This window comes from Saccharothrix sabaoui (genome assembly GCF_051756985.1).
Taxonomy (GTDB): domain Bacteria; phylum Actinomycetota; class Actinomycetes; order Mycobacteriales; family Pseudonocardiaceae; genus Actinosynnema.
The window spans coordinates 38,845-53,420 of record NZ_JBPKJK010000021.1 but is presented as its reverse complement, the minus strand read 5'-3'; the positions used below and the strand labels follow the sequence as shown (position 1 = coordinate 53,420).

The window sequence follows — 14,576 nt, the reverse complement described above, 5'->3', positions numbered from 1 at the left end:
CTGGGGTGGTCATCGGTGGTCGCTCTCCTCCGGGCCGAGTTCGCCGTCGACGAGCGCGAACAGCTCCTCCAGCGAGGTGTCGTCGGGGCGCAGCCGGTCGCGCAGGTGCTCGGCGAGCGCGTCGGGGGTGGGGTGGTCGAAGACGAGCGTCGGCGGCAGGTCCAGGCCGGACAGGGTGACGAGCCGGTTGCGCAGCTCGACCGCGGTCAGCGAGTCGAAGCCCAGCTCGCGGAACGCCCGGTGCGGGTCGACCTCCGCGTCACCGCGGCCGAGGACGGCGGCGGTCTGCGCGCACACCACGTCGAGCAGGTCCGCGTCGGCGAGCGCGGCCAGGTCGACGGGCGGGACGGGTTCGGCGGGCGGGTCCGGTCGGAGCACCGGCGACGCGCCGTCGGCGATCCAGTAGTGCCGGTGGTCGAAGGCGTAGGTGGGCAGGTCGACGCGGCGTGCGCCGGTGCCGTCGAAGAACGCCTCCCAGTCGACCGGCACGCCCAGCGCGGCCAGGCGCGCGACCCCGGCGGTGAGCAGGGCGGCCTCGTCACCGCCACGGCGGTCCAGCACCACCACCGGCCGGTCGGTGACCACCGGCGCGAGGACGGCGTCCGGACCGATCTCCACCAGCAGGTCGGCGGCGGTGGCGGTGACGGCGTCGGCGAACCGGACGGGTTCGCGGACCTGCCGCACCCAGTACTCCGGGTCGGTGACCTCCCCCGGCCCGACGAGGCGGCCGGTGAGGCCGGACACCAGGGGCAGCACGGGTTCGCGCAGCACCAGCCCCGAGACGACGCGCCGGTAGTCGTCCAGCATCGGTTCCACGAGGGCGGAGTGGAAGGCGTGGGAAACGGCCAACCTCTTGTGCCGGTACCCGTTCAAGCCGGCGAGCACGGCGGTGACGGCGTCCTCCGGGCCGGAGAGCACGACCGCCCGCGGCCCGTTGACGGCGGCGACCGACACGCCGTCGCGCAGCAGCGGCCGGACCAGGTCCTCCCCTGCTTCCACGGCGACCATCGCGCCGCCCGGCGGGAGGGCCTGCATGAGCCTGCCGCGCGCCCGGACCAGCGCCCACGCGTCGTCCAGGTCGAGCACCCCGGCGACGTGCGCGGCGGCGATCTCACCGATCGAGTGCCCGGCGACGACGTCCGGCCGTACACCCCAGGAGCGCAACCGGTGGAACAGCGCGACCTCGAACCCGAACAACGCCGGCTGCGCGAACTCCGTGCGGTCCAGGTCCCCTTCGGCGGCGAAGCCCAGGGCCGTCCCCATGCCGGCCCACTGCGCACCCTGCCCGGAGAACACGAACCCCAGGCGGCGGGCGGCGGCCTGCTCGGGCACCGCGGTGTCGAGCGCGGCGAGCACCTCGGCGGTGTCGCGGCCCGCGACCGCGATGCGGCGCGGCAGCGGTGAGCGGGTGGTGGCGAGGCTGTAGGCGGTGTCGAGCAGGTCGTGATCGGCCAAGTGGGCGCGCAACCGCGTGACCTGCCCCCGCAACCCGCCCGGCGTCGCCGCCGAGAGCACCACCGGCACCGATACCGGCACCGGCACCCCGACAGGACGCGGAACCCCCGGTCCGGACTCGACCTCCGGCGCCTCCTCGATGATCACGTGGGCGTTGGTGCCCGAGATCCCGAACGACGACACACCCGCCCGACGCGGCCTGCCCGCCGTGCGCGGCCAGGGCACGGGTTCCCGCAGCAGCCGGACCGCGCCGGAGGACCAGTCGACCTCGGGCGTCGGCGTGTCGGCGTGCAGGGTGCGCGGCAGGCGGTCGTGCCGCATCGCCTGGAGCGCCTTGGCGATCCCGGCGACACCCGCGGCGGCCTGCGTGTGGCCGATGTTGGACTTGACCGAACCCAACCACAGCGGCGTGTCGCGGTCCTGCCCGTAGGTCGCCAGCAGCGCACCCGCCTCGATCGGGTCGCCGAGCCGGGTGCCGGTACCGTGCCCCTCGACGAAGTCCACTTCGGACGCTGTGGTGCCCGCGTCGGCCCACGCCTCCCGGATGACCCGCTCCTGGGCGAGGCCGGAGGGGGCGGTCAGGCCGTTGGACGCGCCGTCCTGGTTGATCGCCGTGCCGCGCACCAGGCCCACGACCGGGTGGCCGTTGCGGCGGGCGTCGGACAACCGCTCCAGCAACAGCACCCCCACACCCTCCGACCAGCCCGTGCCGTCCGCACCCTCGCCGTAGGACTTGCACCGACCGTCCACGGCCAGGCCCTGCTGGCGGGAGAACTCGACGAACGTGGTGGGGGTGGACATGACGCTGACCCCGCCCGCGAGCGCCAGGTCCGACTCGCCGCGCCGCAGCGACTGCACCGCCAGGTGCAGCGCCACCAGCGACGACGAGCACGCCGTGTCCACGGTGAGCGCGGGCCCGTTCAGGCCGAACGCGTAGGCGACGCGACCGGACGCGACGCTGCCCGCCGAGCCGGTCATCAGGTAGCCCTCGACGCCCTCGGGCACCTCGGCGGCGCGCACCGCGTAGTCGTGGTAGGCCACGCCGAGGAACACGCCGGTACGGCTGCCGCGCACCTCGGCCAGGGGGATGCCCGCACGCTCCCAGGTCTCCCAGGAGGTCTCCAGCAGCAGCCGCTGCTGCGGGTCCATCGCCAGCGCCTCGCGCGGGTTGATGCCGAACAGGTCCGCGTCGAACTCGCCCGCGTCGTGCAGGAAGCCGCCGCGCCGGGTGGCGGACCGCCCGCGCCGCGCCGGGTCGGGGTCGAACAGGGCGGCGGTGTCCCAGCCCCGGTCGGCCGGGAAGTCGCCGATGGCCTCGCCGCCCTCGTCGACCAGCCGCCACAGGTCTTCCGGGCCGGTGATGCCGCCGGGGAAGCGGCAGGCCAGCGCGACCACGGCGATCGGGTCGTCGGTGGGACGGGTGCGGGTGGTCGCGGTGACGTGCTCCGCCCCGCCGAGCAGGAGGGTGCGCAGGCGCGCGGCCAGCGCCGCGGGCGTGGGGTGGTCGAACAGGAGGGTCGCGGGCAGCGTGAGGCCGGTGGCCGCGCCGAGCCGGTTGCGCAGCTCGACCACGGTCAGCGAGTCGAGGCCGGATTCGCGGAACGCCCGCTCGGGGTCGACGGCCGCGGTGTCGGCGGGGTCGTGGCCGAGCACGGCGGCGGCGTGGCCGCGGACCAGGGCGAGCAGTTCCCGGTCCCGGTCGGCGGCGGACAGTGCGGTCAGCCTGGCCGCGTACCCGGTCCCCGGGGCGCGACCGGCGCCCGCGGCGGTGCGGGTGGGTCCCCGGACGAGGCCGCGCAACAGCGGTGGCACGTCGCCGCGCCGGGCGCGCTCCCGCAGCGCGGGCAGGTCCAGCGCGGCGGGCACGAGCAGCGCCCGGTCCGCGCCCAGCGCGCTGTCCAGCAGTGCCCACCCGTCGTCGGCGGACATCGGGGCCAGCCCGGCGCGGGAGAGGCGCGCGAGGTCGCGCGCGTCGAGCGCGCCCAGGCCGCTGTCCAGGTCCCACAGTCCCCACGCCAGGGACACCGCGGGCACGCCTCGGGCGCGGCGGCGCTGGGCGAGGGCGTCGAGGTGGGCGTTGGCGGCGGCGTAGGCGGCCTGCGCCGGGGTCCCGAGGACGCCGACGGCCGAGGAGAACAGCGCGAACGCGCGCAGCGGCTGGTCGCGGGTCAGCTCGTCGAGGTGCCGCGCGCCGTCGACCTTGGGCCGCAGCACGGCGGCCAGGCGGTCGGCGGTCAGCTCCTCCAGGGGCGCGTCGTCACCGGCGGCGGCCAGGTGCAGCACGGCGGTGAGCGGCCGGTCGAGCCCGTCGAGCAGGGCGGCGAGCGCGGCGCGGTCGGCGGTGTCGCAGGCGACGGCGGTGGCGCGCGCGCCCGCCTCGGCGAGGTCGGCGCACAGCTCGGCGGCTCCCGGCGCGTCGGGACCGCGTCGGGAGACGAGCAGGAGGTGCCGGACGCCGTGCCGGGTGACCAGGTGGCGGGCCAGACCGCCGCCGAGGGCCCCGGTGCCGCCGGTGACCAGCACGACGCCCTCGGGGTCGAGGACGGGCGGCGCGGCACCCGCGACGGGCGTCAGCCTGGGCACCAGCAGGTCGCCGCCGCGCAGCGCTCCCTGGTCCTCCCCGGCGGCGGCCAGGGCCGCGACGGCGCGGCGCACGGCGTCGGCGTCGGTTGACGGGTCCGCTGACGGGTCGGCGTCCAGGAGCAGGAAGCGACCCGGGAACTCGGCCTGCGCGGAGCGGACCAGGCCGCGGGCGGCGCCGTGCGCGGTATCGGTGACCTCGGCGGCGTCCCGGGTGGCGACGCCGCCCCTGGTGACCACGGCGAGCGGTTCGGGCCGGCCGTCGGCCAGGTGCCGCTGGAGGGCGGCCAGCACGGTGGCGGCCGGTGCGCCGGAGGGCGGCTCCAGCACCGCGACGGCGGTGCTCCCGACGGGGGTGCTCCCGACGGGGGTGCTCCCGACGGGGGTGCTCCCTGTAGGGGTGCTCCCTGCGGCGGCCGCCGGGGGCCGCCAGTCCAGGCCGTAGAGCGCGCCGCCGCCGGTGGGCCCCGCGGTGAGGTCGGCCGGGCGCACGGGCCGGAACAGCAGGGACTCGACGACGGCGACGACGTGGCCGGTGTCGTCGGTGGCGGTCAGCCGCACGGCCTCACCGCCCGCGGGGCGCACCCGCACGCGCAGCGCGGTCGCGCCCGCCGCCGGCACCGACACGCCGGTCCAGGCGAACGGCAGCCGCAGCACGCCCGGCTCGGCGGGTGCGCGCAGCAGCTCGGCGTGCAGGGCGGCGTCCAGCAGGGCCGGGTGCACGGTGAAACCGCGCGCCTCGGCGTGCCGGGAGGGGTCCAGGGCGACGTCAGCGCACATCTCGTCGCCGTGCCGCCAGGCGGCGCGCAGTCCCCGGAAGGCCGGGCCGTAGCCGTAGCCGTCGCGCTCCCGGTCGGCGTAGAAGCCGCTGACGTCCACGGGTTCCGCGCCCGACGGCGGCCAGTCGCCCGCCTCGTCGTCGGGCGGGGCCGGCTGGGCGGTGAGGGTGCCCGAGGCGTGCCGGGTCCACGGGCCGGAGCCGTCCTCGGGGCGGGCGTGCACGGCGACCGCGCCGCCGTCGCGTTCCACGACCACGCGCAGCAGCACAGGGCGGCCCGCGGGCAGCGGCAGGGGCCGTTCGACGGTCAGCTCGGCCAGGTGGGGCGCGCCGATCTCGTCACCCGCGCGCAGCGCCAGTTCCACGAACGCCGTGCCGGGCAGCAGGGCGGTGCCGGACGCGGCGTGGTCGGCGACCCACGACGGGGCGTTCGCGGTGACGCGGCCGGTCAGCTCGACCCGGTCGCCGCCCAGGTCGGCGACGACCGCGCCGAGCAGCGGGTGCCCGGCCGGGGTGAGGCCCGCGGCCGAGACGTCGGGCGTCCCGGAGCCGGCGGTGAGCCAGTGGTGGCGGTGCTGGAACGGGTAGGTGGGCAGGTCGGCGCGGCGCGCCCCGGGCAGGGTGACGTCCCAGTCGACGGCGACGCCGCGGACGTGGGCCTCGGCCAGGGAGCGGCGGAACCGCGCCCGGCCTCCTTCGCCCCGGCGCAGCGTGGCGAGCACGGCGGGTCGGTACCCGGTGGCGTCCGCGGTGTCCAGCACCGCGGCGGCCAGCACCGGGTGCGGGGCGCACTCGACGAACGCGCCGTGCCCGTCGGCCAGCAGGGCGGTGACCGCGGCCTGGAAGTCCACGGGCTCCCGGACGTTGCGGAACCAGTGGTCGTCGCCCAGCTCGTCGAGGCGGGAGCCGGTGATCGCGGAGTAGAACGGCACGGTGGGCGGGTGGTGGGCGATGCCCGCCAGGGCGGCGAGCAGCGGTTCGCGCAGCGGTTCGACGATCGCGCAGTGCGACGCGCCCGCCCGGACCACGACCCTGGCGCGGACGCCGTCCTCCTTGCAGCCCGCGACGAACCGGTCCACCTCGTCGGGCTCGCCGCCGACGGTGACCGCGAGCGGGCCGTTGACCACCGCGACCTCCAGCCGGGCGGCGCGGTCGGCGATGCGGGCGCGGGTGTCGGCGGCGGACAGCTCGACGGCGGCCATCGTGCCGCGGCCGGTGAGCAGTTCCGCGTAGACGCGGCTGCGGCGCACCACGACCCGCGCGGCGTCGGCCAGGGTCAGCGCCCCGGCGACGCAGGCCGCGGCCAGCTCGCCCTGGGAGTGGCCGACGACGGCCGAGGGCCGCACGCCGTGCGCCTCCCACAGCGCAGCCAGCGACACCATGACGGCGAACAGCACGGGCTGCGCCACGTCGGAGGTCTCGCGGTCGGCCGCGCCGGGCCGGTCGAGCGCGGTGTCCAGCAGGGACCAGTCGACCAGGGGGTCGACGGCGGCGGCGCACTCACGCAACCGGGCGGCGAAGGCGGGTTCCTCCGCGTAGAGGTCGGCGACCATGCCGGGCCACTGGGAACCGTGGCCGGGGAAGACGAACACGACGCCGCCGGGGTCGGTGGCGGTGCCGGTGGCGGCGGTCGTGGGCGCGGTGCCCGCGAGGGCGGTCAGGGCAGCGCGGTCGCCGGCGGTGACCACGGCGCGGTGCGGGAACGGGGTGCGGGTGTGCAGCAGGGACCAGGCGACGTCGGCCGCGGGCAGGCCGGGGTGGGCGTCGAGGTGCTCGCCCAGCCGGTCGGCCTGGGCGGCCAGCGCCTCGGGGGTCGCGGCGGACAGCGGCCACATCACCGGGCCGTCGACGTCCGCCGCGGGCTCGTCTGGGTCGGCGGGCGGGGGTTCCTCCAGCAGCAGGTGGGCGTTGGTGCCGGAGATGCCGAAGGAGGAGACGCCGGCGCGGCGCGGCCGGTCGGGGTCGCGCGGCCAGTCGACGGCCGCGGTGAGCAGCCGGACCGCCCCGGCGTCCCAGTCGACGCGCGGGGTGGGTTCGGCGGCGTGCAGGCTGCGGGGCAGGACGCCGTGCCGCATGGCCTGCACGACCTTGATCACGCCCGCGACGCCCGCGGCGGCCTGGGTGTGGCCGATGTTGGACTTGACCGAGCCCAACCACAGCGGGGTGTCGCGGTCCTGGCCGTAGGTGGCGATCAGGGCGGCGGCCTCGATGGGGTCGCCGAGCCGGGTGCCGGTGCCGTGCGCCTCGACGGCGTCCACGTCGGCGGGCGACAGGCGGGCCGCGGCGAGGGCGCGGCGGATGACCTGCCGCTGCGCCGCGCCGTTGGGTGCGGTGAGGCCGTTGGACGCGCCGTCGGAGTTGACGGCGCTGCCGCGCACGACGGCGAGCACGGGGTGGCCGTGGCGGCGCGCGTCGGACAGGCGCTCCAGGACGAGCACGCCCGCGCCCTCGGCCCAGCCGGTGCCGTCGGCGTCGGCGGAGAACGCCCTGGAGCGACCGCGCGGCGACAGGCCGCCGAGGCGGCCGAGCTCGGCGAACACGCCGGGGGTGGGCATGACCGTCGCGCCGCCCGCCAGCGCCAGGGAGCACTCGCCGGAGCGCAGGGCCGCCGAGGCGGTGTGCACGGCGACCAGGGACGCCGAGCAGGCGGTGTCCAGGGTGATCGCCGGGCCGTGCAGGCCCAGGACGTAGGCGATGCGGCCGGACGCGACGCTGGGGGTGGTGCCGGTGAAGCGGTAGCCGGCGGAGCCCTGGCCGGGCTCGCCGAGGCGGGGGCCGTACTCCTGGTAGGTGGTGCCGACGAAGACGCCGGTGTCGGTGCCGCGCAGGGACGCGGGGTCGACGCCCGCGCGTTCCAGCGCCTCCCAGGAGGTCTCCAGCAACAGCCGCTGCTGGGGGTCCATCGCGGCGGCCTCGCGCGGGTTGACGCCGAAGAACGCGGCGTCGAAGCCGGTGACGCCGGACAGGAAGCCGCCCTCGTCGACGGGGGTGGCGTCGGGGCGGTCGGGGTCGCGGAGGCGGTCGGTGTCCCAGCCCCGGTCGGTGGGGAACGGACCGATGGCGTCGACCCCGTCGGCGACGACGCGCCACAGGTCCTCCGGGGCGCGGACGCCGCCGGGGAAGCGGCAGGCCATGCCGACGATGACGACCGGGTCGTCGTCGAGGGCCGCGCGCGGGGTCCCGGGGGTCGTGTCGTCCGGGTCGTCGTCCGCGCCGCTTTCGGCGAGGTGCGCGGCGAGGGCGGCGGGGGTGGGGTGGTCGTAGACGAGGGTTTCGGGCAGTGCCCGGTCCAGGGCGGTGGCGAGCCGGTCGCGCAGCTCGACGCCCGTGGCGGAGGTGACGCCGAGGTCGCGGAACGACCGGTCGGGGACGATCCCGGCGGCGGTGTCCAGGCCGAGGACGGCGGCGGTGTGCACGCGGACCAGGCGCAGGGTGTCGGGCCGCCGGGCTTCGGGCCGCTGCGGTTCGGGCCGCTGCGGTTCGGCGGACTGCCGGGGCTGCTCGGGCAGGAGTTCACCGGCCGGGGCGGTCGGGTCGGCCGGGGCGGAGGAGTCGGCGGGATCGGGCAGCCAGTGCCTGCGGCGGCGGAACGCGTAGGTGGGCAGCGGCACGCGGTGACCGCCGGTCAGGGCGGCGAGGTCGACGGCCACGCCCGCGGCGTGCAGGGTCGCCAGCGCCTCGACGAGCGCGGTGGGCTCGGGGCGGTCGCGGCGCAGGGCGGCGGCGAAGGCGTCACCGGGGACGGCGGCGCGGACCGCGGGCGCGAGCACCGCGTCCGGGCCCAGCTCCAGGTGGGCGGTGACCCCGGCTTCGGCGAGCCGCCGCGCGCCGTCGCCGAAGCGGACGGTCCCGCGGATGTGCCGCACCCAGTACTCGGGATCGGTCAGCTCCCCCGGGCGGGCGGGGCGACCGGTGACGTTGGAGACGACGGGAACGGCGGGCTCGGCGTAGGACAGGGAACGGGCCACGGCGCGGAACTCGTCGAGCACCGGGTCCATGCGGTGCGAGTGGAAGGCGTGGCTGACCCGCAGCCCGCGGGTGCGGCGGCCCCTGGCGCGCAGGCGTTGGACCAGCGCGTCCACCGCGTCGGCGTCACCGGAGACGACGACGGCGCGGGGACCGTTGACCGCGGCGACGCCCACCCGACCGGCGAGGTCGGCGAGGTTGGCGAGGTCGGTGAGCACCTCGTCCTCGGTGGCCTCGACGGCGGCCATCGCGCCGCCCGGCGGCAGCGCGCCCATGAGCCTGCCGCGCGCGACGACGAGGGTGGCCGCGTCGGGCAGGGTCAGCACGCCCGCGACGTGCGCGGCGGCCAGCTCGCCGACGGAGTGGCCGAGCAGCAGGGCGGGGCGCACGCCGAGCGCGGTGACCAGCCGGTGCAGCGCGACCTCCACGGCGAACAGGGCGGGCTGCGCGTAGGCGGTGTCGTCCAGGTCCTCGGCGGAGGTGCCCCAGGCGACGTCGCGCAGGGGCCGGTCGAGCAGCGGGTCGAGGTGGGCGCAGACCTCGTCGAAGGCGGCGGCGAACACCGGGTGGGCGGCGTGCAGCTCGCGCCCCGCGCCGAGCCGCTGCGCGCCCTGGCCGGTGAACAGCGCGGCGAGCACCCCGTCCCCGGCCGAGCCGGTCACAAGCCCGGCGGCGGGCTCGTCGACGGCGAGCGCGTCGAGGCGACCGAGGAGGGCGCCGCGCTCCCCCGCGACCACGACGGCCCGCCGGGTGAACGCGGTGCGGGTGGCGGCGAGGGAGTGCGCTAGGTCGGCGGGCGCGGCGTCGGGGCGCTCGCGCACCCAGTCGGCGAGCCGTGCCGCCTGCGCGCGCAGGCCGTCGTCGTCGGGCGCGGAGAGCGGGAACGCCAGGGGGCCGCCCACGAGCGCCGGCGGGTGGGCGGTGTCCCCGGTCCCCGCCCCGCGCGGTCCGGGGGCCGCGGCCAGGACCAGGTGGCAGTTGGTGCCGCCCATGCCGAAGGAGCTGACGCCCGCGATCAGCGGCTCGTCCGGGCGCGGCCACGGTGACAGGCGGTCGTGCACGCGCAGCCGCCACTCGTCGAACGCGATGTCAGGGTTCGGCTCCTCGTGCCCCGGGCTCGCCGGGAGCAGGCCGGCGTGCAGCGCCAGCACGACCTTCAGCAGGCCGGTGACGCCCGCCGCGCCCTCCAGGTGGCCGACGTTCGTCTTCACCGAGCCGACCAGCAGGGGGCGGTCCGCCGGGCGGTGCGCGCCGATCGCGGCGCCCAGGGCGCGTGCCTCCACGGGGTCGCCGACGCGGGTCCCGGTGCCGTGCAGCTCCACGTACTGCACCTGGTCCGGCCCGATCCCGGCGGCGGCGTGCGCGGTGGTGACCACGGCGCGCTGGGCGTCCGCGTCGGGCGTGGTCAGCCCCGCTCCCCCGCCGTCGTTGTTGACCGCGCCGCCGCGCAGGACCGCCCACACCTCGTCGCCGTCGGCCAGGGCCCGCGCCAGGGGCTTGAGCACCACGACCGCTCCGCCCTCACCGCGCACGTAACCGTTGGCGCGGGCGTCGAACACGCGGCACCGGCCGTCCGGGGACAGCGCGCCGAACCGCTCGGCGGCGACGGTCGACGTGCCCGCCAGGTTGAGCTGCACCCCGCCCGCGACGGCCAGCTCCGACTCGCCGGAGCGCACGCTCTGCGCCGCCAGGTGCACCGCCACCAGCGACGACGACTGGCCGGTGTCGACGGTGGCGCTGGGGCCCCGCGCGCCCAGCAGGTAGGACAGCCGGTTCGCCAGCAGCGCCCGGTTCAGGCCGGCCAGGGTGTGCGGGGTGACCGCGTCGGGGCCGGCGCGGTCGGTGAGGCGCGCGTAGTCGTCGGCGGTCGCGCCGATGAACACGCCCACGTCGGTGCCGCGCAGCGCGGCGGGCACGAGGCCGGCGTGCTCCAGCGCCTCCCAGCCCAGCTCCAGCACCAGGCGCTGCTGCGGGTCGGTCGAGGCGGCCTCGCGCGGGGTGAGCCGGAAGAACCCGGCGTCGAAGCCCGCGACGTCGTCGAGGAACCCGCCGCGGCGCACCCGCACGGGCGCGTCGCGCCACCGGTCGGCGGGCGCGTCGGTGATCGCGTCGCGCCCCTCGCTCAGCAGCCGCCAGAAGTCCGAGGGCCCGTCCGCGCCGGGCAACCGGCAGGCGAGCCCGACGATCGCGACGGGATCGGTACCACGTGGTTCTCGTTGCGCTTCTCCAGCCACGTGCCGAAACGTATCGACGGGCGTCCGGATCACCGGAACTCCGCGGTAATCCGGGTGCGAAGAACGCGCGAGGAACGAACCACCACCGCCCGCCGCTAGCGTGCGGAACGGACCCGCCCCGGCGTGTGGAGCTGTCGTGAACCCCTTTGCAGAAGCCATTGTCGAGAACCGGCCCGCGGCGCACCTCGCGGCCCTGGAACTGCCCGGCGAGTACGAGGCCGCGCACCTGCGGGCCGAGGACGCGGACATGTTCGCCGGGGTGGCGGACAAGGACGTGCGCAAGTCGCTGCGGGTCGGTCCGGTGCCGATGCCGGAACTGGCGCCGGACGAGGTCGTGGTGGCGGTGATGGCGAGTTCGGTCAACTACAACACGGTCTGGTCGGCGACGTTCGAGCCGATGCCGACGTTCGGGTTCCTGCGCCGCTACGGCGCGCAGGGCGGGTGGGCGGCCCGGCACGACCAGCCGTTCCAGGTGGTCGGTTCCGATGCCGCGGGCGTCGTGGCGCGGGTCGGGTCGGGCGTGCGCCGCTGGAAGGTCGGCGACCACGTCGTCGTGCACCCGGTGCACGTGGACGACGAGGAGCCCGCGACCCACGAGGACGCGATGCTCGGCGTGGACATGCGCGCCTGGGGCTACGAGACGAACTACGGCGGCATGGGCGAGTTCGCCGTCGCCCGCGCCAACATGCTGGTGCCCAAGCCCCCGCACCTGACGTGGGAGGAGGCGGCCGTGTCGCCGATGTGCGGCAGCACCTCCTACCGGATGCTGGTCGGCGAGCACGGCGCCCGGATGAAGCAGGGCGACGTGGTGCTGGTGTGGGGCGCGACCGGCGGCCTGGGCGCGTACGCGGTGCAGCTCGTGAAGAACGGCGGCGGTATCGCCGTGGGCGTGGTCGGCTCGGCCCGCAAGGCGGAGGCCGCGCGGGCGCTGGGCTGCGACGTGGTCGTGGAACGCGCCGACATCGGCCTGGTGGGCGGTGACTTCTCGCCCGAGCGGACGGTGGAGGTCGGCAAGCGGCTGGGCCGGGTCATCCGCGCCGGGGCGGGCCGCGACCCCGACGTGGTGTTCGAGCACGTCGGCCGCGCCACGTTCGGCATCTCGGTGTTCGTCGCGGGCAGGGGCGGCACGGTGGTGACCTGCGGGTCGAGCACCGGCTACCGCCACGAGTTCGACAACCGCTACCTGTGGATGCGGCTCAAGCGGATCGTGGGCAGCCACGGCGCGAACCTCCAGGAGCAGCTGGAGCTGACCCGCCTGGTGGCCTCGGGCGCGATCGCGCCGACCCTGTCGTCGCTCTACCCGCTGGCCTCGGCGGGCGAGGCGGCGCGGCTGGTGCAGGAGAACGGGCACGTCGGCAAGGTCGGCGTGCTCTGCCTGGCCCCCGAGCGGGGGTTGGGCGTGACCGCACCGGAGCTGCGCGCCCGGATCGGCGAGGACCGGATCAACCCGCTGCGGCCGTTCCGGTCCGCCGCGTCGATGTGAGGGGCTGGGCATGAGGGAACACGCGGAACGCTTCCTGGGCGACGCGCTCGCCGCGTGGGGGCTGGACGTGGAGTACGACCACGGCGCGGGCGACCTGCTGCACCGGACCACCGACCCGGGGCGCCGGTCGCCGGTGCTGGACCTGGTCGGCGGTTTCGGTTCGCTGTTCTTCGGCCACAACCACCCGGAACTGGTGGCGCACGCCAAGTCGCTGCTGGACGCGGGCACCCCGGCGCACGCGCAGCTCTCGAAGCGGGCCGAGGCGCAGCGGGTCGCCGCCGCGCTGAACGTGATCGCCGAGCGGGAGCTGTCGCCCGGCGAGCCGTACTCGGCGATCTTCGCCAACAGCGGCGCGGAGGCGGTCGAGGCGGCGGTGAAGCACGCCGAACTGGCACGGGTGGTGCGGGTCGGGGCGCTGGGCGCGGAGGTCGCCGAGCACGCCGCGGGGGTCGGGGCGGCGGCCGGTGGGCCGGACCCGCTGCGGCTGTCACCGGAGGCCGAGGCCGTCGCGGCGGGCGGCGGGGTCGCCGAGCTGCTGGAGGCGGCGGGGCGGCACAACGCCGCGGCGCTGGCGCACCCGCCGGTCTTCTTCGCGCTGGAGGGCGGTTTCCACGGCAAGCTGGTGGGCAGCCTCCAGCTGACCCACAACCCCGTCTTCCGCGTGCCGTTCGGCGGGCTCGGGGCGCACACCCGGTTCGTCGCCGCGGACTCCTGCGAGGACGCGGTGAAGCTGGCCGAGGCCGAGCAGCCGCACGTGCTGGACGTGGTGGCGGTCGACGGGGTGGTGGGGGTGCGGCGGCGGCCGGTGCCCTTCGTCGCCGCGTTCTTCGTCGAGCCGGTGCGGGGCGAGGGCGGCATCACCGCGCTGACCGCGGAGCAGGCGGCCCGGATCACCGAGGTGTGCCGGGTGCTGGACTGCCCGCTGGTGGTGGACGAGATCCAGACCGGCGCGGGCCGCACCGGCGCGTTCTTCGCGGGCGCCGCGATCGGGCTGGTCGGCGACTACTGCACGCTCGCCAAGGCGGTCGGCGGCGGGCTCGCCAAGACGTCGGTGCTGCTGGTGCGGGAGTCCCGGTACGTCAAGGAGTTCGAGCTGCTGCACAGCTCCACCTACGCCAAGGACAGCTTCTCCTGCTCGATCACCGAGAAGGTGCTGGAGATGCTGGAGCGCGACGACGGCGCGGCCTACCGGCGGGCCGCCGAGCGGGGCGCGGCGTTGCGGGCGGCGTTGGAGGAGGTGCGCGCGGAGTACCCGGACGTGGTGGCCGACGTGCGCGGGCGGGGCCTGCTGCTGGGCTTCGAGTTCGCCGACCGGTCCGACTGCGCCTCGCCGCTGATCCGCGACTACGCGCGCGGCGGCTTCTTCGGGTTCGCCGTGTCGGGGTTCCTGCTGCGCAGGCACGACCTGCGGCTGATGCCGACCGGCAGCGCGCCGGGGACGCTGCGGGTGCAGCCGTCGAGCGGCATCGACGACGAGTCCGTCCGGCGGCTGGCGGCGGGCCTGCGGGACGTGTGCGACGTGCTGCGCCACGAGGACGCGCTGCACCTGGTGGACCCGGCGACGTCGGTGGGGACCAGGGACTTCCGCGGCCCCGGCGCGGTCGCGGCCGGGGGCGGCACGCGGGTGGCGTTCGTGGCGCCGCTGGGCGAGCCGGAACGGTTGCGGCGGTTCGACCCGGCGCTGGCGGGGTCGGACGACGCGGCGCTGCGCGCGTTCACCGCCCGTGCGGCGGCGGTCAACGCGATGGCGCCGCTGCCCGCGGTCGCGTGGGACCCCGACGTGGCGGTGTCGGTGTTCCCGCTGCTGGTCGGGCCGCACCTGTCGGCCGACGCGGTGGCGGCCGGGGTGGCGGGTCAGGTCGCGGCGGCGCGCGGCGCGGGTTTCGACGTGGTGGTGGTGAGCGGGGAGTTCACCGGCTCGTCGGCGTCCGGGCGCGGTCCCGCGGGGTTCGCGCTGCCCCCCGGCTTCGGTGACGAGGTCCCGGCGGAGCTGGCCGCGGCGCTCACCGGTTGACGCTCGCCGGCTGGCGCTCGTCGGTTGGGCGGCCCACGACGACGCGCGGTCCCGCCCCGGGCTCCG

3 protein-coding genes are annotated in these 14,576 nt (G+C 77.2%); 2 read left to right on the top strand and 1 reads right to left on the bottom strand.

Features of this window, described 5'->3' with window-relative positions:
• Positions 1 to 9: 9 nt before the first annotated feature.
• Positions 10 to 11,013, bottom strand: a complete 11,004-nt coding sequence (locus ACR807_RS09255) for a beta-ketoacyl synthase N-terminal-like domain-containing protein (protein WP_438920808.1) — start codon at positions 11,011 to 11,013, stop codon at positions 10 to 12.
• Positions 11,014 to 11,149: 136 nt separating this feature from the next.
• Here ACR807_RS09255 and ccrA point away from each other — a divergent pair, with 136 nt between their 5' ends.
• Both ccrA and ACR807_RS09245 read left to right on the top strand, forming a co-directional pair.
• Positions 11,150 to 12,496, top strand: coding sequence for a crotonyl-CoA carboxylase/reductase (gene ccrA, locus ACR807_RS09250; RefSeq protein ID WP_438920807.1), 1,347 nt, complete (start codon positions 11,150 to 11,152; stop codon positions 12,494 to 12,496).
• A gap of 10 nt (positions 12,497 to 12,506) precedes the next feature.
• Complete coding sequence (locus tag ACR807_RS09245) at positions 12,507 to 14,510, top strand: aminotransferase class III-fold pyridoxal phosphate-dependent enzyme (RefSeq protein WP_438920806.1); 2,004 nt, start codon at positions 12,507 to 12,509, stop codon at positions 14,508 to 14,510.
• Positions 14,511 to 14,576: the final 66 nt, after the last annotated feature.

Coding starts and splice junctions, on each gene's coding strand:
- ACR807_RS09245 (WP_438920806.1), top strand. CDS start 12,507: ATGAGGGAACACGCGGAACGCTTCCTGGGCGACGCGCTCGCCGCGTGG.